Origin of the sequence: Paraburkholderia metrosideri (genome assembly GCF_904848625.1) — a bacterium.
Taxonomy (GTDB): domain Bacteria; phylum Pseudomonadota; class Gammaproteobacteria; order Burkholderiales; family Burkholderiaceae; genus Paraburkholderia; species Paraburkholderia metrosideri.
In genome coordinates this window covers 499,279-525,933 of record NZ_CAJHCP010000003.1, presented here as the reverse complement: position 1 = coordinate 525,933, position 26,655 = coordinate 499,279, and the positions used below count along the sequence as shown (strand labels likewise).

Genomic DNA, 26,655 nt, shown 5'->3' with positions numbered 1-26,655 from the left:
CAGTTCTCGTGCACGATTCGATCTTCATGCTTTCACGCGACGCTGCAGGGTGCGCAACTGGGCACTGGAATACATCGCGGGTGCCAGCGCGACGAGGCGCTCGTGCAGTTTCCTCGCTGTAATGCCGGGCTCGGATTCGAGCCATTGCTGGATCGTCGGCCACGTGTGCTCGAACGGATCTTGCCGGCTGCGCCACGTGTGGGGCACACCGGCCTTTCGCTGGTGGGTTGGTCTCACCTCGCCGTCCTGCCACGCGGTTCCGAGGCTGACTAGGAATTCCGCCAGGGCAACTCGGTCAGGTGTCTCTGTCTCGGCCGGTGGGGTGCCGCATTCACTGCAGGTCGCAACGTGCTGCTGTGCTTCACGCATCCGGGACAACAGATCCAGCGGGTCGAGCGCCCTGAATCGAGTTCGGAGTTTGCGTTTGGTTGCTTCCGGCACTGAGGCCGATCGCAGGACGCGCTCGAGCGGCGTCAAAGGTGAGTCATAGTGCTTCGTCACCTTCGCGCCGTGACGTGTCTTGGATTTCAGCTTGAACGACGGCTGGAAGAAGTTGATATAGAGCCGCGAAACCTGGTAAAGGGAGGCAAGGGTTTCAGTAGCCCCGAGGCCCTGTAGCCTGCCATAGCCCACCAGGCGGCGCACGATGGCACCATTCTTCTGTTCGACCCACGCCTGGTCGTTCTTCTTGTATGCGCGCGACCGCGTAAGCTCGATTCCCGTCGCTTTGCTGAAGTCGAACACCGTCTCGTTCATGAAGGCGGTATCGTTGTCGCAATCCAGACCGCGCAGGGGAAACGGCAACGCACGGCGAACCTGCTCGATATACTCCAGAACGAGTGCGCCGCTGCGAAACGGGATGGCCAGGCATTCGGTCAACCCGTCGCGATATCGGTCATCACAAGCGTGTGCACGAGTTCGCTGTCGACCTTGCCGCCACCACAATGCTGCACGAAATCGATCTCGAAATAACCGGGCAGCGGATCGTTCCAGTCCGAGAAGGTCCGGATCGGCACGGCACGGCGAATAGCACTGCCGACTCCGCTGGTGCGCCGGTGCTGGCCACCGAACGCCTGCTCGCGCACGTCGTGCAGCAACCGGTCAATGGTGGCGGCGCTGATCTGCTTGAGCCGATGGTGTACCTCCTTCGATACCGACAGGTGGCCATGCCTTCATCGACTCAATCAGCGTCGGGATCAGCGCTTTCAGCCGCTTGCCGCAGATCCGGTCAGCAGTCTCCCAAAGGGTGATCAGCGCGGCGCGCACCTCATCGTCATAGCGTCTATGCGGGCCGGGCTTTACCTTTGGCGGCCGCAACTCCCGGCACAGCACACGGATCGCGTGCTTCCGATGGTAACCCGTAAACTCAACGAATTCGTCCAGTATCTGGCGTTTCTCATTCTGGTCAGAACGGCGATACCGCTCGCCGACTGCTTCAGTCAATTCCTGTCGTGTTGTCATGCTGAGTCGCCTCGTCATAAGTCGCTCCCGCCTGCATTCTGACGGGTAGCAAATTACATGAGGCAACGACCCTCGCCCGGTAACAAAAAACCTGAGTCAATGCGGCTCTCATCTTGTTTGACGCGCGGCAGGCACTTGGCTATACCGCAACGCAAGCAGGGATCAAGGTGCGCTTCATCACCGCAGCGGACCTGCTGATGATACTGACCACGGCACATCGACAGAATCAGCTGGAAGACGCGCTAAAACGATTCGTCAACCCGTACAGGCTGTTGATCATCGATGAGATCGGATACCTGCCGATGAGCCGTGAGCAGGCCAACCTGTTCTTCTAGGTGATCGCCAAACGATACGAGCGACTGCTGCCATGCTCGACCGGCTATTGCATCACGCCCACGTCGTGGCAATCCAGGGCGAGAGCTATCGACTACGCGACAAGCGGCGCGCCGGACTGGTTATGAAGAGATCGACTACAACAAAGGAGAACGCCGCCAACGGAATGCGGTCGGCACCGCAATAACACTACGGCGGATTCAACCGGTCGTCGCAACACCCCTCAGTTTAAGGTGTTGCGACGACCGGTTGAATCCGCCCAATACTGCGCTCACGCCTATCAGAAGCTCCTCAAACAGTTCGGCATGCAGGCATCGATGAGCAGACGTGGAAATTGCTTCGACAACGCGCCCATCGAATCATTCTGGGGTTCACTGAAAAATGAACTCGTCTATCATCGCGAATTCATGACCCGCAGTCAGGCCCAGAAAGAAATCACCGAATACATCGAGATCTTTTATAATCGGCAGCGCACCCAGGAGCGTCTGGACTATCTGTCGCCGGCCGCTTTCACGCAGCGATTCCATTTGCGTAGAATCGGTGCTTAACCCGTTGGCGTCCACGGATTCCGACCGACCTCACGCAAATGCACGCTGCGTTCCGCGAAACAGGGGCTGCTGACGGGCCGACGTGAAAATGGTGGTTAGTTCTGCGGCCGAAAACATTGCATCGGAAGTGACCGGTTCGCGAGCTTCGAGGACCTGCTTCAGCCTGCGGACATGATCATGTGCCGGGTCGTGCGCATAGCCGACAGCCACCAGCCAGTCGGCAAAGCCTACAAGCCAGTCCGCAACCGGGGAGTCGAGATAACGTTGGTGAAACCTGGGAAAGAGAGTAGTAAGCATCATGGCCTCCACGTCGTTGAAGTGGAAAACCACGGTACGCCTTGGCCGATGATTATGTTGAGTATGGCCGCATCGATGCTTTGGCCCGGGCGGAGCGAGATGCACTACTCCACATAACCGCGCGCTGCACATAAGTCCAGATGTACTTAACCGCTGACGCGGTAGTGGGGAGGTAGGCACAGGTCCGTGGCTCACGTTTCATGAAGAGGGTTGTCTGGCGCTGAACCCCGGCGAGGTGGTGAGTGGTATCGCCGGGAGCAGTATGTGAACGCCCGGTTGGGCATTCCACCCACTGCTTCCAGGAGGCTCGCCATGACGCCACTGCGCCAACGCATGCATGCATGACATGCAGATCCGCAACCTTGCAGATAATACCCAGAAGTCCTATCTGATTCAGGTAGCCAGTTTCGCCCGCCACTTTCGCCGTTCGCCCGAACTTCTGGGTCCCGATGAGATCCGGGCCTGACTCATCTACCTCCGCGAAGAACGCAAGCTGGCACCCGCCAGTCTCGGCGCAACGATCGGCGCACTCCGGTTTCTCTACCGTGTGACGCTCACGCGACCCTGGAGCGACGAGGACTTTCCGTTACCGAAGAAGCCGTTCCGACTGCCAGTCGTCCTCAGCCTGGAGGAGATCACCACCTTCTTCGAGTCGGTCGCCAGTCTCAAGCACCGCACCATCCTGATGACCGCGTACGCCGCCGGACTGCGTGTCTCCGAAGTCGTGCATCTGAAGGTCACCGATATCGACAGCAAGCGCATGATGATCCGTGTGAACCAGGGGAAGAACCGTAAGGATCGCTATGTAATGCTCTCGCCGAGGCTGCTCGAGATCCTGAGACTGTACTGGCAGGACGCCCATCCGAAGGAATGGCTCTTTCCAGGCAGCATTCCGGGGCGGCCCATCACCCGCCATGCTGTGGGCGACGCGTGCGAGCTTGCACGCAAGCGCAGCGGCATCACCAAACCTCATGCGACCGGCGCTCGAAGTGGCGGACATTTTCCGCCAGCGTGGGCCCAGTTTCCGGCTATCCCATGCCGGGGGGGCTCAGTCGTGTGCAGCGACGCGTGATGAGTGCCATCGAGCTGTGTCGTACCGCAGCGCTTGGTGCCCATCTCGAGCAGTGCGATGCATGCGGCTATCAGCGCATCAGTTACGACTCGTGTCGTAACCGGCACTGTCCGAAGTGCCAGTCACTCGCCCTCGCGCAATGGCTCGAACGCCGGCATGCGGAGCTCCTCTCCTCGACCGAGTATTTTCATGTCGTCTTCACGCTTCCCGAATCCGTCGCCGCTCTCGCGTTCCAGAACAAGAGGACGCTCTACGATCTGCTGTTTCGCGCCAGCGCCGAAACGTTGCGCACGATCGCCGCCGATCCGAAGCACCTGGGCGCCGAGATCGGCTTCCTCACGATCCTGCAATACGTGGGGACAGAATCTGCAGCATCACCCTCATGTGCATTGCGTTGTGCCGGGCGGCGGCATCTCCCCGGACGGCGAGCGCTGGATCGCCTGCCGTCCCGGCTTCTTCCTGTCCGTGCGGGTCCTGTCACGGCTCTTTCGCCGCCTGTTTCTCGAACTGCTGCGCCGCGTTTACGACGCCGGCGGCCTGCGCCTGCACGGTCACTTCGAGTCCCTGAGCGATCCCGTCGAATTCGCAGCCTGGCTTGCACCCGCGGCACGGGCGGAGTGGGTGGTCTACGCCAAGCCACCCTTTGGCGGTGCCAAACACGTGCTCGATTACCTGGGCCGCTACACCCACCGCGTCGCTATCTCCAACAACCGGCTGCTCGCCTTCGACGGGTACACCGTGCAGTTCCGCTGGAAGGACTATCGGCACGAGTCCAGACAAAGAACCATGACGCTCACCGCCGACGAGTTCATCCGTCGCTTCCTGCTGCATGTGCTACCTGACGGCTTCAAGCGCATTCGCAGTTACGGGTGGCTCGCCAACTGCCATCGTGCCGACAAGCTCGCCACCTGCAGGCGGCTGCTCGGTTTCGAGGCTCCCGCCGCTGCCGCAGTCGAGCCCGGGGAAGACTACCGTGACCGCTACCAGCGACTCACCCGCAAGTCCCTGCGCGACTGCCCCGTATGTGGCAAGGGACACATGCTCCGCATCGAAGACATGCCCGGCAGCCTTCCACGAGCCCCGCCAGGTCCCACCCATGCGCGCTAGTTGCCATCGCACCTGTTTCCGTACACGTTCGCCTTTCCTGACGAGGCCAACGCGGCTGCACTCGTGCCTTCGATCTGCTGGCGCACCAGCGTACTCCAAAATGGCGGGTGATTTGCCGGTTCACGCGCACATTCGCGCTGCCTTTACACGTGATGTTTCCCACTGCCGCCGGAAGTCCGTGTGTGATCGCCCCTGCAACACATCACAAATTACCGCGGCGGTCATTCAATGCCCATAGCGGCCGCCGCCTGTGGAGCGGTTTAGCACAAACATTTTTTTGATTACCGGTCGCGGATCAGGTCCGACGACATGGCGATGCGCTGGTTGCCGCGACCGCCAACCAAAAAATCTCTGCCTTATGGGCTTGAGCCCATAAGCACGAGAATGGCAGCGTCGAATCCTCGCATCGCTACTTGAAGGACGCAGTTGATCAGGGGTTGGAGTTATGTGGTCATCGCGATTTCGATGATCGGCCGGCCTACGAGGAGTTTGTGCGCGGCGTGGTGATGCGCCGCAACCGGCGCAATGCCGCTGCGTTTCAAGTCGAGCGCACATACCTCATGGATCTGCCTGAACACCGTACCGACTTTGTTGAGGACGAAGGGTGCGTGACGCGCAGCGGCACTTTTACGGTGGACAACAGCCTCTACAGCGCGCCCTCACGCCTGATCGGGCATCGCTTGAAAGTACGTCTCTACAGCGATCGGCTTGACTGCTATTTGTCGGGAGCGCTCGTGCACAGCACGGCGCGAGTCAGGAGTACGAGCGCAGGTCGCGGACGTGCGATTAACTATCGACATTTTATCGAGTCACTCAAACGCAAACCGCAAGCCTTCAGGGGCCTCGTGTTTCGTGACGATCTGTTTCCGCGTGAGGCGTACCACCGGACCTGGGAGCGCCTGGATCAAGCACTGAGCCCGCGCAACGCGTGCAAGGCCATCGTGGGCCTGCTGGAGCTTGCCGGCAATTACGGCGTAGAGGCAGAACTGGCCCAGCGGCTTGAAGTACTGCTGGAACTCGGCGAACTGCCCGATCTGGAAGCGCTCTTCGCACAATTGCTCCGCGCTAGGCCGAATGTCCCATTGTGTTTGTCGAGATGCCCGACGCCTCGATTTACGACGCGTTGCTTGGCGAAGAGGTGCTCGCACGAGCGCACCGACTTACGACATCGGCAGCATGGGACTGATGCTCAACGAATTGCGTCTGCCCACAATCGGTCGTCCATCATTAGGCCATCCTCGCTGCTATTAGGTAAGCGCAATTATACTGTATAAAAACACAGTTACATGTCCGCGAAACGGTGTGAATTTGCTTGGCCCCGGGTCGGCACAGGTGACGGCCCGGAGGCGTTACCCCTGCCACACCGCTCGGCATGTGGGTCGGCACTGGGCATTTCGCAAAGTGACGCTATGAGACCCTTCGTCGGCCGAATTAGACGATGTTCAGCACGCTCTTAAGCAATCGCTGACTATCGCGCCATGAACGACGGCTACTCGCCCCAGGCGAAAACGCGGGCAAGGCTGGAGTTCGGACGTTGGATCTCTGCTTCCGGGAACCGGCGATGTCTCCCGCGGGTCAACAAGCGACGATCGCCGTTTCATGACAATGGCTCATTCGTGCGTGCATTTCGCGCCGCTGAGTGCGCATTCGACGACGGGCACCCGATGAGGGCTGCATTTGAAGAATGGGCGTTTCCAAGCGAAATCCACTAAATTCCCTACTTTCGAGTCTAGCTGCATCCCAGCGCCTGCACTAAGGCGCTATCGCGGACAGGAACGGCGTCTTATGTAATAACTTTGTGCAGTGATTTCAGCGGAGGCCGTGGGGCGGCATCAAGTATTTCGACTCCCCCAAGCGTGGGTGAAGGCTGAGATCGAATGCAGGGTTTACCCTTGACAAAATTCAATCTGCTATCTTTTGCGTAAGGGTTGTCGTTGGAAATCGCTAGATGACGCAGAGACATGTGTATTTTTTCGGCCCCACGATTTGAATTCTAAGTCATTGTTTTTGCAAAAGGAATTTCTTATTTCGGAGTCTGGGCGCGGGTCTCGAGTTCAAACTTACATGACCAAAGTCCAAAGTTAAGTGAATCTCGACACCCCGATCGGCCATCCCCTTCTTGAATTTGTCACCACCCGTCCATATAATTGGCACTCACCGCACGAGAGTGCTAACAACATCGCCGGTTGGCTCAGCCAGCCGGGTTTTCTCAGCGTTCTTCAGTCTCAATCAAGAGAGGAGTATGTATGAACCTTCGTCCTTTGCATGATCGCGTGATCGTCAAACGTCTGGATCAAGAAACCAAGACCGCGTCGGGCATCGTGATCCCCGAAGCCGCAGCAGAAAAGCCGGATCAAGGCGAAATTCTGGCAGTCGGCCCGGGCAAGCGCGACGACAAGGGTGCACAAATCGCACTCGACGTGAAGGTTGGTGACCGCGTCCTGTTCGGCAAGTACGCAGGCCAGACCGTCAAGGTCGACGGCAACGAACTGCTCGTGATGCGCGAAGAAGACATCATGGCCGTGGTGCAGAAGTAAGCGCAAAGCCGCTACTTTTCCCGGTCATATCCCAAGAATTCAAGGAGTTAGAAGATGGCAGCTAAAGACGTCGTATTCGGTGATTCCGCCCGTGCCAAGATGGTCGAAGGCGTGAACATTCTCGCGAACGCTGTGAAGGTCACGCTGGGTCCGAAGGGCCGCAACGTTGTGCTGGAACGCAGCTTCGGCGGCCCGACGGTCACCAAAGATGGTGTGTCGGTCGCAAAAGAAATCGAACTGAAAGACAAGCTCCAGAACATGGGCGCGCAAATGGTCAAGGAAGTTGCTTCCAAGACCAGCGACAACGCAGGTGACGGCACCACGACCGCTACGGTCCTGGCTCAGTCGATCGTCCGCGAAGGCATGAAGTACGTTGCATCGGGCATGAACCCGATGGACCTGAAGCGCGGTATCGACAAGGCTGTTGCAGCTGCAATCGAAGAACTGCGCAAGATCAGCAAGCCGTGCACGACCAACAAGGAAATCGCTCAAGTCGGTTCGATCTCGGCAAACAGCGACTCGTCGATCGGCGACCGCATTGCTGAAGCAATGGACAAGGTTGGCAAGGAAGGCGTCATCACCGTCGAAGACGGCAAGTCGCTGCAAGACGAGCTGGACGTTGTCGAAGGTATGCAATTCGACCGCGGCTACCTGTCGCCGTACTTCATCAACAACCCGGACAAGCAAGTTGCTGTGCTCGAGAACCCGTTCGTGCTGCTGCACGACAAGAAGGTCTCGAACATTCGTGACCTCCTCCCGGTTCTGGAACAAGTCGCCAAGGCTGGCCGTCCGCTGCTGATCATCGCAGAAGACGTCGAAGGCGAAGCACTGGCAACGCTGGTGGTGAACAACATCCGCGGCATTCTGAAGACGGTTGCTGTCAAGGCTCCGGGCTTCGGCGATCGCCGTAAGGCAATGCTGGAAGACATCGCGATCCTGACCGGCGGTCAAGTTATCGCTGAAGAAACCGGCCTGACGCTCGAAAAGGCAACGCTGGCTGAACTGGGTCAAGCGAAGCGTATCGAAGTGGGCAAGGAAAACACGACGATCATCGACGGCGCTGGCGAAGCTGCAAACATCGAAGCACGTGTGAAGCAAGTTCGCACGCAAATCGAAGAAGCTACGTCGGACTACGACCGTGAAAAGCTGCAAGAACGCGTTGCCAAGCTGGCAGGCGGCGTTGCAGTGATCAAGGTTGGTGCTGCGACCGAAGTCGAAATGAAGGAAAAGAAGGCACGTGTCGAAGACGCACTGCACGCAACGCGCGCAGCTGTGGAAGAAGGCATCGTTGCTGGCGGCGGCGTCGCGCTGATCCGTGCACGTACGGCAATCGCCGGCCTGAAGGGCGCTAACGCCGATCAGGACGCAGGTATCAAGATCGTGCTGCGCGCGATGGAAGAGCCGCTGCGCCAGATCGTCACGAACGGTGGCGAAGAAGCCAGCGTCGTGGTGGCAGCTGTTGCAGCTGGCACGGGCAACTACGGCTACAACGCAGCAACCGGCGAGTACGTCGACCTGGTTGACGCTGGTGTCGTGGACCCGACGAAGGTCACGCGCACGGCACTGCAAAACGCAGCATCGGTGGCAGGTCTCCTGCTGACGACCGACGCAGCTGTTTGCGAACTGCCGAAGGAAGATGCTCCGATGGGCGGCGGTATGCCCGGCGGCATGGGCGGCATGGGCATGGACATGTAATTCCGCTTGGGCCTCGTTCGCGGGGCCCGGTTGGAACACATGGGAGAGCGCGTCGCGAGGCGTGCTTTCCAAAAGAAAAACCCGCAGAAATGCGGGTTTTTCTTTTGGAGCAGACCAACGAAAACGATGCCTGGCTACGCTGCGCTGGCTTCTTGGCCGGTAGCCGTTGCTGCGGCAGTCGACACAGTCGCGAGCGAGTTCTCGCGCAAGTAAGCGAATATTTGCGCGACGCTTTCTATAGGCGTCTGCGCAGCGGTGTCGATAAGAAGTTCGGGCTCGGACGGCGCCTCATAAGGTGCCGATACGCCTGTGAAAGACGCGATTTCACCAGCCATTGCTTTTGCATAGAGACCCTTCGGGTCGCGCCGCGCGCAGGTGGCGACCGGCGCGGAAAGATAAGTCTCGATAAATTTGCCGGGCCCGATAATCTCGCGCGCCATCGCACGGTCGTCGCTCATCGGCGAGATAAGAGCCGTGATGACGATGAGGCCGGCGTCATTCATCAATTGAGCGACGTGCGCCACACGGCGTATATTTTCGCGCCGGTCTTTTCTTTCGAAACCGAGGTCGCTCGCGAGGCCGTGACGGACGTTGTCGCCATCGAGCACATAGCACGCATGGCCGAGGGACACGAGGTGCTCTTCGAGTTTGAACGCGACGGTCGACTTGCCCGCGCCAGACAATCCGGTGAGCCAGATCGTGACCGGCTGCTGGCGAAACATCTGCATCCTGTCCTGAGCCGCGATTGTGCCGTGGCAACGTTGCAGGAAAGTTGAGGGCTGTTCCATGGTCGTTCTCTTCAGGCTCATGCGCAGTGCCAGCCTTGCCGCCAGATTCCGGCGTTGTGCAGGCTTTCGGTGGAATTGGCGATCGTAACGTGAAAGCCGTCTGTGATGTCGGCGGGCATCGGAATGGAAAACCCGGCGTAAGAAGTGGGGTATCCGGCGCTAGCCACGTCAGGGCGATACTCGCCGCTATGACCGCATGCGACCACCTGCGCGCCGACACGCACTTCGAGTGCAACTTGCTGTTCCGGATGGCTCAGATTGACGGCCCAACCGGACACCACGCCATTGTGAACGGCGTCGACAAATCCGTCGAACATGTCGGCGAGAACGGGTTGCCGACTTCGCGCGTAGTCCAGATACGCATTGACCGGTGCAAGGTCGAATCGACGGATGACACTCGTGACTTTCGACAGAAATGCATCGTCGAAGCCGAAAACCATCGAACTGTGAATGTATGGATTTTCAAGCTGGTTGATTGCTGCCTGAATGACCTTCACCCGTTCCAATGCGTCCGAAAAGACTCGCCCTGATTCGTTCGCATGCCGTTTGATCATCTGCGTGGCATTCTGGAAGATCTCGTAATCGAGGCGATTGTCGTCGAGAAATTTGAGTCGGGCTTCGTCGCTTAAATGGTTTCGGTCTTTCGACGAACCGCGCGTCCTGTTCGATTCGAAATAAAACGGCAATTGCAGCCCGCTCATGCCGCAAAGGCGGAGTAAGAATTCACTCATATCTTCGCAGACGCCGACAGCGCCAATATGCTGCGGAAGATGCGGCGTTGCACACATGTAAAAAAACCCGCATGAATGCGGGTTTTCGATTTCAACGTGTTGCAATGCAACTGGACGTCAGTGTCGCGCTTCGCCTGGCGTGGCGTCCTTGCCGGTGGTCGGCGGCGTTTCGTCGTCGCTGCTGCGAGCCCAGAAAAACCGGTCTGGCATATACGTGCCCATGCCTGGCCGGAACGCCGCACGCATTGCCTGGTACAGATACTCCTGCGCCTCGCGCACGGCTTCCGCCGGCTCCTGGCCGTTGGCCAGCAGTGCGGCAATCGCAGATCCGAGCGTATCCGTGATGCCCATGATCCGATGGCTGCCGCGGTCCCACATGTCCTGACGCAGCTGGCCATCTTCGCTGAACAGCGTGTTGACGAGCCGGTGCGTGCCGGTTTCGGTCGACAGAATGTATTCGCACCCCTGCGACAGCAGGTGCGAGATAGCCGCGTCGAGGCTGGGCGCTTCGGCGTCGCCGTCCGGCTGCGCGAGCGCGAGCAGCGTCGCGGAATCGGCGACCAGCAGTGTGGTCTGGGGCGCGAGCAGGTCGGCGATCGCTTCACGCAGTTCATCGGCGGCGAGAACGTGCTCGTCGTCGAGCGTGAAGTCGGGCGCGAGGATCAGCGGAATGTCGTCGTAGTCGGCCACGACTTCGGCAATCGCGCTAACCACCTCGGCGCGCGTGCAGGCGCCGACCTTGAAGGCGGCGATCGGCATGTCTTCGAGCAGCATTCGCGCCTGGGTGGCGACGACTTCGGGGTCGAGCCCGGTGACTTCGTCGCAACTGGCCGAGTCGCGCACGGTGTAGCCCGTGAGCACGGAAACGCCATGACAGCCCATGCTGGCAAGGGTCATCAGGTCGGCTTGCAGGCCGGAGCCGCCGGTGGGATCGGAAAGGCCGAAGGTGAGGACGATCGGAGGCGTGTCGCTGGGCATGAAGGTTGACAAAAAGGAGCTGGATTTTGGCGCAGAGAGTGCGCAATTGGCTCAATTATGCGGCCTAAACCGATGGCAAGGCGTTTTTTCCTATTTTTCGGCGGCGAGGGCGCCATCGAGTCGTAATAAGATGCGGGTTGACGCGATGCGCATAGTCCGAGGTCGTCGCCTCCTACTTTGGCGACCTCTCATCCAGTGAGCGACAAATCTTCGTAGTCAGGCCGTGTAAGGATAGTGCGGACCTCTCAATCGTCCCCTCGCCTGTAAGGGCGGCGTCTGCTGCTGGCGCTAGAGACAGTGTGCGCACCGCCACTACGACCCGCAAGGCAGGTCGGGAACCATGTTGTAAAGCGCCGCCCGAGAGCTTTTTCGGACCATTCCACTGGAAGCGCCTTTCAAGCGTTGTGTCAACGCTAACACATCCACTTTCAGTGAATAGTCCATCAACAGGTGCGCGTGCTCGTCCTCACAGTCGAACTCGCATACGTTGTCAAAAGGCTGCGAGTGTCATCAGGAATCTCATTGGTGAAGGCGCCATGTTAGAACTTGGTCAGGAAGTCCAAATACACCTCCGTCGTAAAACTGAATGCCTGCTGTGCTGACGCTCATTGTCAGTACTCATAGACCAGTAATATAGTCGTGGCTGTGAACCGACTCCAAGCCTACAAATATGAACTCATGCCCACTGCCGGGCAGGCCCGTGATATGCGCGGCTTCGCGGGTTCATGCCGGTTCGTGTTTAACCAGGCGCTGATGTTGCAAAAGGAGAACTACGAAGCAGGCAGAAAATTCATCAGCTACGTCGAGATGGCGAAGCAACTGACGGCATGGCGTAATGGGTCTGACACGCTGTGGCTCAAGGACGCTCCGACTCATCCGTTGCAGCACGCATTAAAAGACCTGGAGCGCGCTTACAAGAACTTCTTCGCCAAGCGCGCAGGTTTCCCGCGCTTCAGGAAGAAGGGGCGATCAGACAGCTTTCGTTATCCCGACCCGAAGCAATTCAGGATCGACCAAGCGAATAGCCGCATTTTTTTGCCCAAACTCGGCTGGCTACGCTATCGCAATAGTCGGCACGCGCTGGGCACGGCGAAGAATGTTACCGTCAGCCAGTCATGCGGCAAGTGGTTTGTGTCGATCCAGACCGAGCGCGAGGTGGGGCAAACTGTGCCGCAGGCGACAGGCGTGGTTGGCATCGACATGGGCATCGCTCGCTTCGCGACTCTAAGCGACGGCACGTTCTACACCCCGCTCAACAGCTTCAGCCGGCACGAGGTACGGCTTCGTAAAGCCCAGCGAGCAATGAGCCGCAAGGCAAAGTTCGGCAAAAACTGGAAGAAGGCAAGAGCCCGCGTCCAGCGCATTCATGCCCGCATCGGTAACGCCCGTCGCGACTACCTGCATAAGACCACGACCACAATCAGCCAAAACCACGCGATGGTTTGTGTCGAGGACCTGCAGGTTCGGAACATGTCCAGATCGGCAGCAGGCAGCACCGAACGGCCGGGCAGAAACGTTCGGGCCAAGTCTGGCCTGAACAGGGCCATTCTCGATCAGGGATGGTGCGAGTTTCGCCGCCAACTGGATTACAAGCTGGCGTGGAGCGGTGGCTTCCTCATCGCCGTGCCGCCGCAGAACACGAGTCGGACCTGCCCCAGCTGCAACCATGTGTCAAGGAACAACCGCCAGACGCAATCACGGTTTGCTTGCATGTCATGCGGATATGATAATCACGCTGACGTGGTCGGCGCGATCAACGTTTTAGAGCGCGGACAGCGCTTGTTAGCCTGTGGAGAGACGGTGCAGTCAGGCCGCTCCGTGAAGCAGGAACCCGCCGAAGCGACTCAGGTACAAACCGCCTGAGCGCCGTAGGAATCCCCGTCGGTCATGGCGGAGAGGATGTCAATGCTAGGCATTGGGGCGGCAACACGGTACCATCGGGGCTCCCGTTTCCACGGACTCTACGACGCGACACAAGAATGGAATATCAAAGCTGGATGTGCCTGATTTGCGGCTGGATTTACGACGAAGAAGCAGGTTTGCCGGACGAAGGCATTGCGCCGGGCACACGTTGGGAAGACGTTCCCATCAACTGGACCTGCCCGGAGTGTGGAGCGCGCAAGGAAGACTTCGAGATGGTTCAGATCTGAAGTCGGCGGGGCTGCCGGCCGGTTTAGTTGCTCGTGGCGACGCCGCAGGTTTGCAGCGCGGCCCGATGTCGGCAAGTTGGGCCGCATGCACGCCCAGTAGCCTAGTTGCAGCGTGGCGCCGGCACCGAGCGCAGCAGGTGCACCGGCCCGGTTTTTGCCCCGGGGCGCCGTCCTTCACGTATGCCCAGCATGCCGGCGCGGAACATCGTCGGTTGCGCCGTGTCGCAACGGTAGTCTGTCATTGTCCTGTCGCCGGTTCGCGCGTTAGCCGATCAGTCTGCGCGCGCTGCGAGGCGACGGCCCGTCAGCTTCGTGTCGCCTGCCCATGACTTCTCGATCCGCTGCACCCGTTTCCTTCGACGCTCTTCCGAATCCGCGCGGCGGCGCCGTCCGTCCGGCCGAACTTGCGCTGGCGGAGGCATCGCTGGCGTTCGAACAGCATCACGAGAGCACCTCGGCGCTGCTGCGAGCCTCTCATGCGTTACGCGCAGCCGGCTGGGTCAGCGCACAGCGCTTCGCCGACGCTCTGGTGCGGCTTTCGCCGCTCGCGGCGGCCGATCCAGCCGACGCACAGGCGGTGCGGCCGGTGTTCGGCGCGGCGTTGCGTGACTTCCGCGCGGCGCTCGAACGTCACAATTTGCACGAGTTGTCCTGCTCGCCCGCGCTATTCGATCACTACCGGTCGTTGGGCGTGCATCTGTCCGAGCACACGCCCGGTTCCACTGTCGCTTTCGAAGATCTGGCGCTGACCGCGCGTCCGGTGCCCCCGGCGTCGTTGCACGCCCAATCCGCCGATCGATTGAATCATCTGCGTGCGCGTTACGAGCGCGCGCTGCTGCCGGTGTTGCGCTCGCAGGCCGGCACGGGCAGCGCGGCCGCGCTGGCGGTCACCCAGGCGGCGCTCGACGAACTGGACGCGGTGTTCACCGAACTGGCGGGCCCGGACCCCTACGATTTCTGGCGTCTCGCGAAAGCGTGCGCGAAGGCGCTGCGAGTGAGCGGCCGCGCGACTAGCGACACCGACGCGCGGCGTTTCTACGCCCGCTGCAATCTGGCGCTGGCCGATCATGTGCGCGGCATCGAACGCGCGCCGCGCTCGCTGGTCCGGGCGACGCTCGCGTTGCTGTGGCGAGACTATGCGTTGTTCGGCGCGGCCGCCGAAGATACCGATCAGGTCGAGGTGCTGCATGACTACGGCCTGACCGTCGACTGGCATGTGGCGGGTACCCAATCGTCCGAAATGCTGTGGGAAGCGGGCGCGCTGGAAGCGCAGTCGATCAGCGCCAACCGCAGCTCGCTGACGCGCGATCTGGGCGTGCTGACGGTCAACGCCAACGCGTACGAGGATTTTCTGCAGACCGCCGACGCGTCGATCTCCGCGCTCACCGAGCACGCTCGTGCCGCCGATCAGCCGGAAAAGGCCGATCCGGGCGAGGCGCTGCAAGCGGGCGACGCCGCTTACCGGCTCGGTGCGGCGGCCTGCGCGCTGGGGCTTGGGCAGGTCGCGCTGCTGGCTGACGCGCTGGGTCTGGCATGGCGGCGCCGTGCGCACGCGGGCGTGTCGACACCGGCGGTTCGCGCGCATGTGATCGTCGAGGCGCCGGCCGCGAGCGCGCTGGAGCAGGCGGCCGAGGCGCTGCGCGCGATGCTGCACAAGGTCGCGGCGGGTGTGGCGCCGCCTGTGGGCGGCGTCGCGCAGGCTGCTTTGACTACGCTGACGCGTGCAATCGAGCAAGGCGGCGCGTGACGCGTCGCCGTGCGGCGTGCCGGCTGCGGGCGATAACCCTGTAGTCCGGCGGCCGGCGGCTTCCAGAGCCAGCAACCCGCGCCACGCATTCCGTGTGCCATGCACAACCGCTCGTCCGCGCCTTAGCCATGGTCCTCGTGCGTGATAGAGTGCAACCTGATTGGCCGTCGATGGCTCGCGGCACGCTTCATGGCACACATCGCGGTTCCACGCTCAAAGCCCCGCCATCCCGCATCGTCTTTGCTAAAATCCGAACTATGTCCAAGAGTACCGATCGCATCAATCTGACCAACCAGTTCCTGATCGCCATGCCGAACATGGCCGATCCGACGTTTTCGGGAACGGTGGTCTACCTTTGCGATCACAGTGAGCGCGGCGCGCTCGGCCTCGTGATCAACCGGCCGACCGATATCGACCTGCAAGCGCTCTTCAGTCGCATCGACCTCAAGCTCGAGATCGAACCCCTTCTCCACGTTCCTGTGTATTTCGGCGGCCCGGTGCAAACCGAGCGCGGCTTCGTGCTGCACGACCCGAAAAGCGGCGATCCGTACACCTCGTCCATGTCGGTGCCGGGCGGTCTGGAAATGACCACCTCGAAAGACGTGCTCGAAGCGGTCGCGAGCGGCACCGGTCCCGAACGCTTCCTGCTCACGCTCGGCCATGCCGGCTGGGGCGCCGGTCAGCTCGAAGAAGAGATTTCGAAGAACGGCTGGCTCACTGTTGAAGCCGACCCGAAAATCATCTTCGACGTGCCCGCTGAAGAGCGTCTCGAAGCCGCACTCGCGCTGCTCGGCATCAACCTGTCGATGCTGTCGGGCGAAGCGGGTCACGCATGAGCCTGTCAGCCGGACGTGAGGCGACGCTGCTTGCGTTCGACTACGGTGAAAAACGCATTGGTGTCGCGGTCGGCAATTCGCTGACCCGCAGCGCACGGCCGCTCGTGATCGTGCAGAACCGCAGCCGCGAATACCGCTTCGAAGAAGTCGGCAAGCTGATTGCCGAATGGAAGCCGGACGCGCTGGTGGTCGGTCTGCCGATGCACCCTGACGGCACGCCGCACGAAATGACCCAACTGGCCAAACGCTTCGGCAATCAGCTGAACGGGCGCTTCAATCTGCCGGTCACGTGGATCGACGAACGCTATTCGTCGGTCGAGGCGAAGGCGGAGATCCGCGCCGGCAATGGCCGGGCCGACATGCTCGACGCCGAAGCCGCCAGCATCATCCTCCAGCAATATCTTGACGGACTTTCCGACGATCATGAGTTCCATTGACGCCGAAGCGCTTTATCGCGCGTTGCTCGATCAGATTCGCACGGTGTATGGCGACCAGCCTGCCACTGAAGGCGTGGTGCTCGCCGGGATTCATAGCGGCGGCGCGTGGCTCGCCGAGCGGCTCGCGCACGACCTGAAGCTGCCGGGTTTCGGCGTAGTGAACGTCGCGTTGCACCGCGACGACTACGCGAAAAAAGGTCTGCACTCGCAGGCCAGCCCGACCTCCCTGCCGTTTTCAGTCGACGGCGCCCGCATCGTGCTGGTCGACGACGTGCTGTACACCGGCCGGACGATTCGCGCGGCGGTTAACGAGCTGTATGACTATGGCCGTCCGGCATCGGTTGAACTGGCTGTGCTCGCCGATCGCGGCGGGCGCGAGTTGCCGGTGGCGGCGCGGTTTGTCGGCGGCGCGGTGAAGGTGGCCGCCGACGCCACACTCGTGCTGGCCTGTGAAGACGGCGGCGCGGACGATCAGACGCGTTTCACGTTTCATACGGAAGCACGCGTCGACTGAGCGTTGCGCGACCGGGCAGTGCGGCAAACGCAATGAGCAGGTTGCGGCCGGCGCACGGTGTTCGCGCTGCCGTCGTGCTCGGGTTACACAAAAATTTGCAGCAAAAATCGCCTCAAAGCCGCGCGTTAACGCAGCAGGAAATTCGCGCGAGAAAGTATTCAATACTCAAGCCGACTCGTGCGTGCCACGCGCAGGCCGGCTCGAAATCGCCACAAGCAGTCAGCATCAGCATCGACATCGATCACGTTGAAGCCCGTATTTGAAGCAGGTACACCATGAACACCGCCACCCAGGCTCCCAGCGATTCCGCCAACAGCGCCACCGAGCGCTTCCGTTACGGCTTCCTGAAGGGCAACCCGCAGCTCACGAAAAACGGCGAGCTGAAACATCTTTTGTCGATCGAGGGTTTGCCCAAGGCGATCGTCAATCACATTCTCGACACCGCCGACCAGTTCGTCAGCGTGACCGACCGGGAAGTGAAGAAGGTGCCGCTGTTGCGCGGCAAGTCGGTGTTCAACCTGTTCTTCGAGAACTCGACGCGCACCCGCACCACCTTCGAAATCGCCGCGACGCGTCTGTCGGCTGACGTGCTGAATCTGAACATCAACGCGTCGTCGACCAGCAAGGGCGAATCGCTGCTCGATACGATCAACAACCTGTCGGCGATGCATGCCGACATGTTCGTCGTGCGCCATGCGTCGAGCGGCGCACCGTACCTGATCGCGCAGCATTGCGCGCCGCACGTGCACGTGATCAACGCCGGCGACGGCCGTCATGCACACCCCACGCAGGGTCTGCTCGACATGTACACGATCCGCCACTACAAGAAAGACTTCACGAAGCTGCGGGTGGCGATCGTCGGCGACATTCTGCATTCGCGGGTCGCGCGCTCGGACATTCACGCACTGACCACGCTCGGCGTGCCGGAAGTGCGCGCGATTGGTCCGCGTACGCTGCTGCCGGGCGGCCTCGAACAGATGGGCGTGCGGGTGTTCCACAACCTCGACGAAGGTCTGAAGGACGTCGACGTGATCATCATGCTGCGTCTGCAGAACGAGCGGATGAGCGGCGCGTTGCTGCCGTCCGCGCAGGAGTATTTCAAGAGCTGGGGTTTGACGCCGGAGCGCCTCGCGCTCGCCGCGCCCGATGCAATCGTAATGCACCCGGGTCCGATGAATCGCGGCGTCGAAATCGACTCGCAGGTGGCCGATGGCCCGCAATCGGTGATTCTGAACCAGGTGACGTTCGGTATCGCGGTGCGGATGGCGGTGATGGGCATTGTCGCGGGCAATCACGACTGATTGCGGCGAAGGCGTGCGCGCTGCGATGCACCAGGCATGGCAGCGGCGCGTTGGGCCACGCAGACCGTCCCGGCAAGCACACGCAACACGCAACACGCGACATGTAATACGTCACGCGGAACTTAGCTGAACACCAGCCTGAACAGGCAGCTAAACCCAAAGGTTATAAGGCAGCACATGAAGATTCATATTCAAGGCGGCACGCTGATCGATCCGGCAGCGGGCACCGAACAGCAGCAGGACATTTTTATCGCCGCGGGCAAGATCGTTGCGCTCGGCCACGCGCCGGCGGACTTTCAGGCAGCGAAGACGATCGACGCCACCGGCTTGCACATTACGCCGGGTCTGGTCGACCTGTCGGCGCGTCTGCGCGAGCCGGGCTACGAGCACAAGGCGACGCTCGAATCCGAAATGGCGGCCGCGCTCGCGGGCGGTGTGACGAGCCTCGTGTGTCCGCCGGACACCGACCCGACACTCGACGAACCGGGCCTCGTCGAGATGCTCAAGTTCCGCGCGCGCAATCTGAATCAGGCGCACGTGTATCCGCTCGGCGCGTTGACGGTTGGCCTCAAAGGCCAGGTCATCACCGAGATGGTCGAGCTGACCGAAGCGGGCTGCATCGGCTTCTCGCAGGCCGACGTTCCGGTGGTCGACACTCAAGTGCTGATGCGCGCGCTGCAATACGCGAAGACCTACGGTTACACCGTATGGCTGCGTCCCGTGGATGCTTACCTCGGCAAGGGCGGCGTCGCCGCGAGCGGCGCGCTGGCTTCGCGAATGGGTCTGTCGGGCGTGCCGGTATCGGCGGAAACGATCGCGCTGCACACCATTTTCGAACTCGTGCGTGTGACTGGCGCGCGGGTGCATCTGTCGCACGTGTCGTCGGCGGCGGGCATCGAGTTGATGCGCGGGGCCAAGGCCGAAGGCTTGCCGGTGTCGTGTGACGTCACCGTCAATCACGTACATCTGATCGATCTCGACATTGGTTATTTCGACGCGCAGTTCCGCCTCGATCCGCCGCTGCGTCAACAGCGCGATCGCGAAGCGATCCGCGCGGGCCTCGCCGACGGCACGATCGACGCGATCTGCTCCGATCACACGCCGGTCGACGACGACGAAAAGCTGCTGCCGTTCGCCGAAGCTACGCCGGGCGCCACCGGCCTGGAGCTATTCCTGTCGCTGACGGTGAAGTGGGCCGACGAAGCAGGCGTGCCGCTTGCCAAAGCGCTGAACCGCATCACAGCGTCACCGGCGGACGTGCTTGAGCTGAACGCAGCAGGGCGGATCGCAGTAGGCAGCGTGGCCGACCTTTGCGTGTTCGACCGCCAGGCGCATTGGCGCGTCGAGCCGCGCGCGCTGAAGAGCCAGGGGCACAACACGCCGTTCCTCGGTTACGAACTGCCGGCGCGGGTGCGCGCGACCATCGTGGCGGGCCACGTCGCATTCGAACAGCGTTGATTTCCGGCGCCTCGCACTCACTATTTATCCGATCATTGGCCAGTTACGGAAAGCTCCAACAATGAAGCACGCGTTACGCAAGGTCCGTCTCGTCACGCATCTGCTGCACGGCATGTGGGTTGTGGCGACACGCTTTCCGAAGGCCAGCGCCGAACAGCGTCGCGCGCTCAACCGTGCGTGGTCGCTAAAAATGCTGCGGCTTTGCGGTATGCAACTCGTCGTGCATAACGACGGCGCACGGCTCGACCATGGTGCGCTGGTCGTCGCCAATCACATCTCGTGGATCGACATCTATGTGATCAACGCGTGGCGGCCGACGCCGTTCGTGTCGAAGGCCGAGATCCGGCAATGGCCGGTAGTCGGCTGGCTCGCGCAACAGTTGGACACCGTGTTCATCCAGCGCGAGAAGCGCAGCGACGCGAAGCGGATCATGCATGAGCTGTCCGACCGGCTGGCTGCGGGTGAGCTGATGTGCGTGTTTCCCGAGGGCACGACGTCCAATGGACTCGCGCTGCTGCCGTTTCACGCGAATATGTTCCAGGCGGCCGTGTCGGCGGGGGCACCGGTGCAGCCCGTTTGCATCATGTATGAAGACGCGCTGGGCCGGCAGTCCACTGCGCCTGCGTATATCGACGACCTGTCGCTAGCCGATTCGTTGAATCTGCTGCTGCAGGGAGGCCCGCTGGCCGCGCACGTGTACGTGTGCGAGCCGCTCGCGCCGGGCGCGGACCGGCGCACGCTGGCGGCGCAATCGGAAGAAACGATAGGCGTCGCCTTGTCGGATTTACAAAGTCGACGCATTAAGGCCGCGCACGCCCTCGCTGCGGCTACTCTTGTCCTGATGAAATGATCCTCACGTCAGCCAAAAGGTGTGAAATGAATGTAAAAGCATTGCAGCGGACAGACATTGGCCAGTTCATCGCAGGCCGCCTGCGTGACAATCTTGATTCAGCCTGCCAACAGTGGCGGGATAATGCGCCCGTCAATCATTTCTTCATCGACGATGTCCTGCCGGCAGAGCTGGCCATCACGATACGGCGCGGTTTCCCCGAGGCGTCGACGATGATGCTGCGCAAAAGCCTGCGCGAGCTGAAATACGTGTCGGCCCAGATGAACGAACACTCGCCGATTCTCGAAGAGGTGATCTTCGCGTTTCAGGAGCCGGAAGTGGTGGATCTCGTCTCGCAGATCACCCAGCTCAACACGTTATATCCGGACGAGCATCTATACGCTGGCGGTATTTCGATGATGGGCCGCGGGCATTTCCTGAACCCGCATCTGGACAATTCGCACGATAAGGATCGCCAGCGGTATCGCGTGCTAAATCTGCTGTATTATGTGTCGCCCGACTGGCGCGCGGAGAACGGCGGCAATCTCGAGGTGTGGCCGCAGGGCCCGAAGGCCGAGCCGGTCACGGTTGTCAGCAAGTTCAACCGGCTTGCGGTGATGGTAACCAACCAGCATTCCTGGCATTCGGTCTCGCCAAACCTGAGCGACGAAGCGCGCTGCTGCGTGTCGAATTACTATTTCTCCGACCATCCGGTAGGCGACGCCGAGTACTTTCACCCGACCTCGTTTCGCGGACGCCCCGAGCAGCCGGTACGCGATGTTGTGCTGCGGGCCGACGCGACCGCGCGCGGCCTCGTGCGCAAGATGTTCCCCAAGGGTGTCGTCGCCGACAAGCAGGTCTACCAGAAAGAGGGCGAGAAGTAAGCCGACCGACGCGCCTGGCTGAGCGAGGCGCTCGTCGAAACCGGTTTATTCCCCCGTGGCTCCCGGTATGCGGCAACTGACGCAGTCCACCTGGGTCAGGGTCCGCTCAGAGGGGTTTTGCGCAAGCCGGACGCACGATAGCTGTTCGCCCCACACACAACCCGAGTCGAGGCCGATCAGGTTGTCGCGCAACGTCAAACCCAGCGCGGCCCAGTGGCCGAACACCACGGTCACGTCCGCCGTCTTGCGCGATGGCACGTCGAACCACGGCATGCAGCCCGCCGGCGCCGAGTCCAGGGTGCCGCTGCTGCTGAAATCCATCGTGCCGTCCGCTTTGCAGAAGCGGATACGCGTCAATGCGCTGCATGTCACACGCAAGCGGTCGAGGCCCTTCAGGCCCGGCTTCCAGCGATTCGGCTCGTTGCCGTACAACCCGGCCAGCGTTTCCTTCCAATTCGGCGCACGCAGCGCGCGCTGCAATTCGTCGGCGAGTTCCATGGTCAGCGTGGCGTCCCATTGCGGCACGACTCCTGCGTGCACCATCAGAATGCCGTTCTCGAAATGCGCGAGCGGTCGGTGACGGACCCAGTCGAGCAGATCGCCGGCATCCGGCGCAGTGAGGATTTCGGCGATCGTGTCGCCCTTCTTCGACTTGCGAATGCCCGCCGACACCGACAGCAAATGCAGATCGTGATTGCCGAGCACCGGCACCGCCCGCTCGCCCAGCGCGATCACGTCGCGCAACGTGGCCAGCGATTCCGGGCCGCGATTGATCAGGTCACCTGTGAGCCAGAGCGGCGTGCCGTCCGGCGGCGCGGCCTTTGCCAGCAATTGCTGGAACGGTCTGCGACAGCCTTGCAGATCGCCGAATGCTAGGGGAACCAGAGCGGAGGAGGCGCGGGGAGTGGTGGAGGGTGTCATCGGATAAGTCGGAACAGTTCGATACAGTGTTACGCACGCCGCGTGCCGCCTTCGGCAGTGCAACATGCGGGGGTGACATAATAGCGGTTCGAGGTGCAGATATTGCGTACTACCGGCTCAAACGCGCTAGCAGATGTTTCGAAGCGCGGGTCCCGCACCATGTTGCACTACAACAGGATTACATTTGTGAAACAAGAAAGCATGTCGACTTCCCCGTCGACGCGACCTTGTCGCACGCTCGTCACAGGGGCAACAGGCTTTACGGGCCGTTACCTGGTCGAGAAGCTCCTCGGCCGCGGACACGTCGTCATCGAAACGGTGGGTGGCCGCAGCGAGCCCGAAACGCCGACGCGACGGCGGCTCGATATTACCTCGCCCGACGAATGCCGGCGCGTGATCGAAGCCGTGCGGCCCGACTACATCGTGCATCTGGCCGCGATCAGCTTTGTCGGCCATAGCGATGCGCTCGACTTTTACCGCGTGAACGTGATCGGCACGCTGAATCTGCTGGAAGCGTGCGCAGCCGTGGGACATACGCCGCGCAAGCTGCTGATTGCGAGCAGCGCGAACGTCTATGGCAATGTGACCAGCGACGCGATCGACGAAAGCTTCCCGGTCACGCCGGTCAATCATTACGCGGCCAGCAAGGCGGCCATGGAAACGATCGTGCGCACCTGGTTCGACCGCTTGCCGATCCTGATCGTGCGGCCGTTCAACTACACCGGTCGCGGGCAGGCGTCCAATTTCCTGGTGCCGAAGATCGTCGGACATTTTGCGCGCCGTGAGCCGTCGATCGAACTCGGCAACATCGACGTGGCGCGCGACTTTTCCGATGTCCGCTACGTGGCGAGCGCGTATGAAGCGCTGCTCGATTCCGACGCGGCGGGCGAAACGGTCAACGTCTGCACGGGCACACCGTATACCTTACGGGACATTCTGTCGAAGGCGAGCGATCTGACGGGCCATCAACTGGACGTGCGCGTCAACCCGGCATTCGTCCGACAAACCGATGTGAAGATGCTCGCTGGATCACCTGCGAAGCTGCGCTCACTGGTGCCGGCCGTCGAGGCTATTCCGTTTATGGACACATTGCGCTGGATGCTTGCGGCCTGACAGGTCTGGGCGTCAATCGGTGGATTGCCGTTCTGCGCAGCGCTCCGTCATCCGATGTTTCGTCGCTTTTGCGCGAGCGGCATCCCGCCCCCGTTTGTTCCGCTGCCTCTCCCCGAAGCGCCCGTTATCCCCAGACGGATTGCGGATGCTTTCTATGCACGCTGCCCCTTCAGCGTTCTTTTCCCAGCGTTTGGAAACCAACCTTGTCAAGCTGTTTCAAGTTGTTAGGGTGGTAGTTTTTAATCTGGGCCGCTTTATAATCGGGGCATCATAAGATAGGCGTCTGGCCGTCTGCGTGCAATGCGTGCGGCGTCCCGACTACGTACAGGAATCGGATTCCGGGCCGGCGCAGCGCGGAGTAGGCAGATCGGCGAATCGATTCCATCCCCGCCACTCACATTCACAAGGGAATTTCATGATCCTGGTAACGGGCGGTGCCGGCTTTATCGGCGCTAATTTCGTGCTCGACTGGCTTAATGCGTCGGACGAAGCGGTGCTGAACGTAGACAAGCTGACCTATGCCGGCAACCTGGGTACGCTCAAGTCGCAACAGGCCAATCCCAAACACATTTTTGCCCGCGCGGACATCTGCGACCGCGCCGCGCTCGACGCGCTGTTCGCCGAGCACAAGCCGCGCGCGGTGCTGCACTTCGCCGCAGAGAGCCATGTCGACCGTTCGATCCACGGTCCGGCCGATTTCGTGCAGACCAACGTGGTCGGTACGTTCACGCTGCTCGAAGCCACCCGCAGTTACTGGAACACGCTCGGCGACGCCGACAAGGCCGCGTTCCGATTCCTGCACGTGTCGACCGACGAAGTGTTCGGCTCGCTGTCCGCTACCGATCCGCAATTCTCCGAAACCACGCCCTACGCGCCGAACAGCCCTTATTCGGCGACCAAGGCGGGTTCCGATCATCTGGTGCGTGCGTACCATCACACGTACGGCCTGCCGGTGCTGACCACGAACTGCTCGAACAATTACGGTCCGTACCAGTTCCCCGAAAAGCTGATTCCGCTAATGATCGCCAACGCGCTCGCCGGCAAACCGCTGCCGGTGTACGGCGACGGCCAGAACGTGCGTGACTGGCTGTATGTCGGCGACCATTGCAGTGCGATTCGCGAAGTGCTCGCGCGTGGCACGCCGGGTGAGACGTACAACGTGGGTGGCTGGAACGAGAAGAAGAACCTCGATGTCGTGCATACGCTGTGCGATCTGCTCGACCAGCTGCGTCCCAAGACGAATGCGTCGTACCGCGACCAGATCACGTACGTGACGGATCGTCCGGGTCACGACCGCCGCTATGCGATCGACGCGCGCAAGCTCGAGCGCGAACTCGGCTGGTTGCCGGCGGAAACGTTCGAGACCGGTCTGGCGAAGACCGTCCAGTGGTATCTCGACAATCAGGCCTGGTCCGACGAAGTGGCTTCGGGTGAATATCGCAAGTGGGTTGAGACCAACTACGCGCAACGCGCGTGAGGGCACGGTAATGGCGCGCAAAGGCATTATTCTCGCGGGCGGGTCGGGCACCCGCCTGTATCCGATCACGCATGTCGTCTCCAAGCAGTTGCTGCCGGTGTACGACAAACCGATGATCTACTACCCGCTGTCCACGCTGATGGTGGCCGGTATTAGCGATGTGCTGATCATCTCCACGCCGCAGGACACGCCGCGTTTCGAGGCGATGCTCGGCGACGGCAGCCAGTGGGGCATGAACATTCAGTATGCGGTTCAGCCTTCGCCGGACGGGCTGGCGCAGGCGTTCATCATTGGCCGCGAATTCGTCGGCAATGATCCGTCCGCGCTGATTCTCGGCGACAACATTTTCTACGGCCACGATCTCGCGAAGCAACTCGAGCATGCCAGCGCGCAGCCCGAAGGCGCCACCGTGTTCGCGTACCACGTGCACGATCCGGAGCGTTACGGCGTGGTGGAATTCGACAAGCAGTTCCGCGCGTTGTCGATTGAAGAAAAGCCGCTCAAGCCGCGTTCGAACTACGCGGTCACGGGCCTTTATTTCTACGACAGGCAGGTGTGCGATATCGCGGCGGACATCAAGCCGTCGCCACGCGGCGAGCTTGAAATCACCGACGTGAATTCGCGCTATCTGGCGAATGCAGCACTCAATGTCGAGATCATGGGCCGCGGCTATGCATGGCTCGATACGGGCACGCACGATTCGCTGATTGAAGCAGCCACGTTCATCGCAACCCTGCAAAAGCGCCAAGGTCTGGTGGTCGCCTGTCCGGAAGAGATTGCGTTCCGGCAGAACTGGATCGACGGCGAACAACTGCTGGCGCTGGCCAAGCCGCTCGCGAAAAATGCCTATGGGCAGTACCTCCAAAACATTCTGACGGATCACGTTGCATGGCCATCCAAGTAACCGCTACGGCGCTGCCGGAAGTCAAGATCATCGAGCCGAAGGTGTTCGGCGACGCGCGTGGGTTTTTCTTCGAAAGCTTTAACGCAGCCGAATTTGCCGAGAAGGTCGAGCCGGGCGTCGAATTCCTGCAGGACAACCATTCGCGTTCGGCGAAAGGCGTGCTGCGCGGCCTGCACTATCAGATCCAGCACGCGCAGGGCAAGCTGGTGCGTGTGGTCGAAGGCGATGTGTTCGACGTGGCCGTCGACATCCGCAAAAGCTCGCCGAATTTCGGCAAGTGGGTGGGAGTGAGGCTGTCGGTCGAGAATCATCGGCAATTGTGGGTGCCGCCCGGTTTTGCGCACGGCTTCGTCGTGTTGTCGGAGTCCGCGCAGTTTCTGTACAAGACCACGGACTACTGGTTTCCCGAGCACGAACGCAGCATCGTCTGGAACGATCCGGCCATCGGCATCGAGTGGCCGATCGACTTCGAGCCGTTGCTGGCCGCGAAGGATGCGGCGGGCAAGCTGCTCGCCGACGCTGAAGTCTTCGCATAAG

The 26,655-nt window shown here is 61.0% G+C and carries 25 protein-coding genes and 6 pseudogenes; 22 read left to right on the top strand and 9 right to left on the bottom strand.

Annotation, left to right across the window (positions count from 1 at the left end):
• Window positions 1–24 precede the first annotated feature (24 nt).
• From LMG28727_RS34095 to LMG28727_RS34085, 3 genes are read right to left on the bottom strand one after another with little or no spacing between them, the layout of a single operon-like run.
• Window positions 25–879 (bottom strand): hypothetical protein, encoded by an 855-nt coding sequence (locus LMG28727_RS34095; protein WP_236591658.1) that lies wholly within the window; start codon window positions 877–879, stop codon window positions 25–27.
• Window positions 876–1,097, bottom strand: coding sequence for a hypothetical protein (locus tag LMG28727_RS34090; protein ID WP_236591657.1), 222 nt, complete (start codon window positions 1,095–1,097; stop codon window positions 876–878). The genes LMG28727_RS34095 and LMG28727_RS34090 overlap by 4 nt, the downstream gene beginning before the upstream one ends.
• A 4-nt stretch (window positions 1,098–1,101) precedes the next feature.
• The gene (locus LMG28727_RS34085; RefSeq protein WP_236591656.1) at window positions 1,102–1,461 is read right to left on the bottom strand and encodes a hypothetical protein; all 360 of its coding nucleotides are present in this window, start codon (window positions 1,459–1,461) and stop codon (window positions 1,102–1,104) included.
• A 131-nt stretch (window positions 1,462–1,592) separates the two neighbouring features.
• Here LMG28727_RS34085 and LMG28727_RS08110 point away from each other — a divergent pair.
• A pseudogene (locus LMG28727_RS08110) lies at window positions 1,593–1,981 on the top strand (ATP-binding protein); the annotation flags it as partial.
• Window positions 1,982–2,051: 70 nt separating this feature from the next.
• A pseudogene (locus LMG28727_RS08105) lies at window positions 2,052–2,342 on the top strand (IS3 family transposase); the annotation flags it as partial.
• Between the two features lie 30 nt (window positions 2,343–2,372).
• On the opposite strand, the gene LMG28727_RS08100 reads toward LMG28727_RS08105, so the two are convergent.
• Entirely contained in the window at window positions 2,373–2,672 is a 300-nt protein-coding gene (locus LMG28727_RS08100) for a hypothetical protein (protein WP_201641778.1), read from the bottom strand.
• A 304-nt stretch (window positions 2,673–2,976) separates the two neighbouring features.
• Here LMG28727_RS08100 and LMG28727_RS34080 point away from each other — a divergent pair, with 304 nt between their 5' ends.
• From LMG28727_RS34080 to groL, 6 genes and pseudogenes are all read left to right on the top strand, one after another.
• A complete protein-coding gene (locus LMG28727_RS34080) occupies window positions 2,977–3,105 on the top strand; it encodes a phage integrase N-terminal SAM-like domain-containing protein (protein ID WP_328810338.1) in 129 nt (42 codons plus the stop codon).
• Between the two features lie 219 nt (window positions 3,106–3,324).
• Window positions 3,325–3,558, top strand: a pseudogene (locus LMG28727_RS34075) (tyrosine-type recombinase/integrase); the annotation flags it as partial.
• 52 nt (window positions 3,559–3,610) lie between these two features.
• Window positions 3,611–4,818 (top strand): annotated as a pseudogene (locus LMG28727_RS34070) (IS91 family transposase).
• 377 nt (window positions 4,819–5,195) lie between these two features.
• Window positions 5,196–6,004: pseudogene (locus LMG28727_RS08080) on the top strand (Mu transposase domain-containing protein); the annotation flags it as partial.
• 1,060 nt (window positions 6,005–7,064) lie between these two features.
• Complete coding sequence (gene groES, locus LMG28727_RS08075) at window positions 7,065–7,355, top strand: co-chaperone GroES (RefSeq protein ID WP_007178996.1); 291 nt, start codon at window positions 7,065–7,067, stop codon at window positions 7,353–7,355.
• Window positions 7,356–7,409: 54 nt separating this feature from the next.
• Complete coding sequence (gene groL, locus LMG28727_RS08070; RefSeq protein WP_201641775.1) at window positions 7,410–9,050, top strand: chaperonin GroEL; 1,641 nt, start codon at window positions 7,410–7,412, stop codon at window positions 9,048–9,050.
• A 134-nt stretch (window positions 9,051–9,184) separates the two neighbouring features.
• Here the strand turns inward: groL and cysC are convergent, their stop codons facing one another.
• The 4 genes and pseudogenes from cysC to LMG28727_RS34750 all read right to left on the bottom strand — a co-directional run.
• Window positions 9,185–9,838 carry an adenylyl-sulfate kinase gene (gene cysC, locus LMG28727_RS08065; protein ID WP_201641774.1) on the bottom strand — a complete coding sequence of 218 codons (654 nt, stop codon included), beginning with the start codon at window positions 9,836–9,838 and terminating at the stop codon, window positions 9,185–9,187.
• A 17-nt stretch (window positions 9,839–9,855) separates the two neighbouring features.
• A complete protein-coding gene (locus LMG28727_RS08060; RefSeq protein WP_201641773.1) occupies window positions 9,856–10,569 on the bottom strand; it encodes a hypothetical protein in 714 nt (237 codons plus the stop codon).
• Window positions 10,570–10,686: 117 nt separating this feature from the next.
• Window positions 10,687–11,547: a hydroxymethylpyrimidine/phosphomethylpyrimidine kinase gene (locus LMG28727_RS08055; RefSeq protein ID WP_201641772.1), complete on the bottom strand. Its 861-nt coding sequence runs from the start codon at window positions 11,545–11,547 to the stop codon at window positions 10,687–10,689.
• A gap of 312 nt (window positions 11,548–11,859) precedes the next feature.
• Window positions 11,860–12,021: pseudogene (locus LMG28727_RS34750) on the bottom strand (transposase); the annotation flags it as partial.
• Between the two features lie 171 nt (window positions 12,022–12,192).
• Here LMG28727_RS34750 and LMG28727_RS08045 point away from each other — a divergent pair.
• The 10 genes from LMG28727_RS08045 (at window position 12,193) to LMG28727_RS08000 (ending at window position 21,703) form a co-directional block, all read left to right on the top strand.
• Window positions 12,193–13,410: an RNA-guided endonuclease InsQ/TnpB family protein gene (locus LMG28727_RS08045; RefSeq protein ID WP_201641770.1), complete on the top strand. Its 1,218-nt coding sequence runs from the start codon at window positions 12,193–12,195 to the stop codon at window positions 13,408–13,410.
• A gap of 116 nt (window positions 13,411–13,526) precedes the next feature.
• Window positions 13,527–13,697 carry a rubredoxin gene (locus LMG28727_RS08040; protein WP_006047743.1) on the top strand — a complete coding sequence of 57 codons (171 nt, stop codon included), beginning with the start codon at window positions 13,527–13,529 and terminating at the stop codon, window positions 13,695–13,697.
• A gap of 325 nt (window positions 13,698–14,022) precedes the next feature.
• On the top strand, window positions 14,023–15,444 hold the full coding sequence (locus tag LMG28727_RS08035; protein ID WP_201641769.1) for a hypothetical protein: 1,422 nt from the start codon (window positions 14,023–14,025) through the stop codon (window positions 15,442–15,444).
• Window positions 15,445–15,701: 257 nt separating this feature from the next.
• Window positions 15,702–16,280 (top strand): YqgE/AlgH family protein, encoded by a 579-nt coding sequence (locus LMG28727_RS08030; RefSeq protein ID WP_074763194.1) that lies wholly within the window; start codon window positions 15,702–15,704, stop codon window positions 16,278–16,280.
• Window positions 16,277–16,717, top strand: coding sequence for a Holliday junction resolvase RuvX (gene ruvX, locus LMG28727_RS08025; protein WP_201641768.1), 441 nt, complete (start codon window positions 16,277–16,279; stop codon window positions 16,715–16,717). The genes LMG28727_RS08030 and ruvX overlap by 4 nt, the downstream gene beginning before the upstream one ends.
• On the top strand, window positions 16,704–17,231 hold the full coding sequence (gene pyrR, locus LMG28727_RS08020) for a bifunctional pyr operon transcriptional regulator/uracil phosphoribosyltransferase PyrR (protein ID WP_201641767.1): 528 nt from the start codon (window positions 16,704–16,706) through the stop codon (window positions 17,229–17,231). Before ruvX ends, pyrR begins: the two co-directional genes overlap by 14 nt.
• Before the next feature lie 275 nt (window positions 17,232–17,506).
• Window positions 17,507–18,532 carry an aspartate carbamoyltransferase catalytic subunit gene (locus LMG28727_RS08015; protein ID WP_201641766.1) on the top strand — a complete coding sequence of 342 codons (1,026 nt, stop codon included), beginning with the start codon at window positions 17,507–17,509 and terminating at the stop codon, window positions 18,530–18,532.
• 177 nt (window positions 18,533–18,709) lie between these two features.
• Entirely contained in the window at window positions 18,710–19,990 is a 1,281-nt protein-coding gene (locus LMG28727_RS08010) for a dihydroorotase (RefSeq protein ID WP_201641765.1), read from the top strand.
• 61 nt (window positions 19,991–20,051) lie between these two features.
• Window positions 20,052–20,840, top strand: coding sequence for a lysophospholipid acyltransferase family protein (locus tag LMG28727_RS08005; RefSeq protein WP_201641764.1), 789 nt, complete (start codon window positions 20,052–20,054; stop codon window positions 20,838–20,840).
• Between the two features lie 26 nt (window positions 20,841–20,866).
• Window positions 20,867–21,703 (top strand): 2OG-Fe(II) oxygenase, encoded by an 837-nt coding sequence (locus tag LMG28727_RS08000; protein ID WP_236591654.1) that lies wholly within the window; start codon window positions 20,867–20,869, stop codon window positions 21,701–21,703.
• Between the two features lie 45 nt (window positions 21,704–21,748).
• Here LMG28727_RS08000 and LMG28727_RS07995 read toward each other — a convergent pair whose 3' ends face one another.
• Complete coding sequence (locus tag LMG28727_RS07995) at window positions 21,749–22,624, bottom strand: symmetrical bis(5'-nucleosyl)-tetraphosphatase (protein ID WP_201641763.1); 876 nt, start codon at window positions 22,622–22,624, stop codon at window positions 21,749–21,751.
• 201 nt (window positions 22,625–22,825) lie between these two features.
• Between LMG28727_RS07995 and LMG28727_RS07990 the strand changes: the two genes are divergently transcribed.
• The 4 genes from LMG28727_RS07990 (at window position 22,826) to rfbC (ending at window position 26,654) form a co-directional block, all read left to right on the top strand.
• A complete protein-coding gene (locus tag LMG28727_RS07990; RefSeq protein ID WP_201641762.1) occupies window positions 22,826–23,737 on the top strand; it encodes a GDP-mannose 4,6-dehydratase in 912 nt (303 codons plus the stop codon).
• Between the two features lie 415 nt (window positions 23,738–24,152).
• The gene (gene rfbB / locus LMG28727_RS07985) at window positions 24,153–25,214 is read left to right on the top strand and encodes a dTDP-glucose 4,6-dehydratase (protein WP_201641761.1); all 1,062 of its coding nucleotides are present in this window, start codon (window positions 24,153–24,155) and stop codon (window positions 25,212–25,214) included.
• Between the two features lie 10 nt (window positions 25,215–25,224).
• Entirely contained in the window at window positions 25,225–26,118 is an 894-nt protein-coding gene (gene rfbA, locus LMG28727_RS07980; protein WP_201641760.1) for a glucose-1-phosphate thymidylyltransferase RfbA, read from the top strand.
• Window positions 26,103–26,654, top strand: a complete 552-nt coding sequence (gene rfbC, locus LMG28727_RS07975) for a dTDP-4-dehydrorhamnose 3,5-epimerase (protein WP_201641759.1) — start codon at window positions 26,103–26,105, stop codon at window positions 26,652–26,654. Before rfbA ends, rfbC begins: the two co-directional genes overlap by 16 nt.
• Window position 26,655 lies beyond the last annotated feature (1 nt).

Bases quoted from the DNA above. Each gene is read 5' to 3' on its own strand.
- LMG28727_RS08060 (WP_201641773.1), bottom strand. From the start codon at position 10,569: ATGAGTGAATTCTTACTCCGCCTTTGCGGCATGAGCGGGCTGCAATTG.
- groL (WP_201641775.1), top strand. From the start codon at position 7,410: ATGGCAGCTAAAGACGTCGTATTCGGTGATTCCGCCCGTGCCAAGATG.
- LMG28727_RS07995 (WP_201641763.1), bottom strand. From the start codon at position 22,624: ATGACACCCTCCACCACTCCCCGCGCCTCCTCCGCTCTGGTTCCCCTA.
- cysC (WP_201641774.1), bottom strand. From the start codon at position 9,838: ATGGAACAGCCCTCAACTTTCCTGCAACGTTGCCACGGCACAATCGCG.
- LMG28727_RS08055 (WP_201641772.1), bottom strand. From the start codon at position 11,547: ATGCCCAGCGACACGCCTCCGATCGTCCTCACCTTCGGCCTTTCCGAT.
- LMG28727_RS08030 (WP_074763194.1), top strand. From the start codon at position 15,702: ATGTCCAAGAGTACCGATCGCATCAATCTGACCAACCAGTTCCTGATC.
- LMG28727_RS08010 (WP_201641765.1), top strand. From the start codon at position 18,710: ATGAAGATTCATATTCAAGGCGGCACGCTGATCGATCCGGCAGCGGGC.
- LMG28727_RS07990 (WP_201641762.1), top strand. From the start codon at position 22,826: ATGTCGACTTCCCCGTCGACGCGACCTTGTCGCACGCTCGTCACAGGG.
- LMG28727_RS34080 (WP_328810338.1), top strand. From the start codon at position 2,977: ATGCATGACATGCAGATCCGCAACCTTGCAGATAATACCCAGAAGTCC.
- LMG28727_RS08035 (WP_201641769.1), top strand. From the start codon at position 14,023: ATGACTTCTCGATCCGCTGCACCCGTTTCCTTCGACGCTCTTCCGAAT.
- LMG28727_RS34085 (WP_236591656.1), bottom strand. From the start codon at position 1,461: ATGACAACACGACAGGAATTGACTGAAGCAGTCGGCGAGCGGTATCGC.
- rfbC (WP_201641759.1), top strand. From the start codon at position 26,103: ATGGCCATCCAAGTAACCGCTACGGCGCTGCCGGAAGTCAAGATCATC.
- LMG28727_RS08040 (WP_006047743.1), top strand. From the start codon at position 13,527: ATGGAATATCAAAGCTGGATGTGCCTGATTTGCGGCTGGATTTACGAC.
- pyrR (WP_201641767.1), top strand. From the start codon at position 16,704: ATGAGTTCCATTGACGCCGAAGCGCTTTATCGCGCGTTGCTCGATCAG.
- rfbA (WP_201641760.1), top strand. From the start codon at position 25,225: ATGGCGCGCAAAGGCATTATTCTCGCGGGCGGGTCGGGCACCCGCCTG.
- LMG28727_RS08005 (WP_201641764.1), top strand. From the start codon at position 20,052: ATGAAGCACGCGTTACGCAAGGTCCGTCTCGTCACGCATCTGCTGCAC.
- groES (WP_007178996.1), top strand. From the start codon at position 7,065: ATGAACCTTCGTCCTTTGCATGATCGCGTGATCGTCAAACGTCTGGAT.
- LMG28727_RS08015 (WP_201641766.1), top strand. From the start codon at position 17,507: ATGAACACCGCCACCCAGGCTCCCAGCGATTCCGCCAACAGCGCCACC.
- ruvX (WP_201641768.1), top strand. From the start codon at position 16,277: ATGAGCCTGTCAGCCGGACGTGAGGCGACGCTGCTTGCGTTCGACTAC.
- LMG28727_RS08000 (WP_236591654.1), top strand. From the start codon at position 20,867: ATGAATGTAAAAGCATTGCAGCGGACAGACATTGGCCAGTTCATCGCA.
- rfbB (WP_201641761.1), top strand. From the start codon at position 24,153: ATGATCCTGGTAACGGGCGGTGCCGGCTTTATCGGCGCTAATTTCGTG.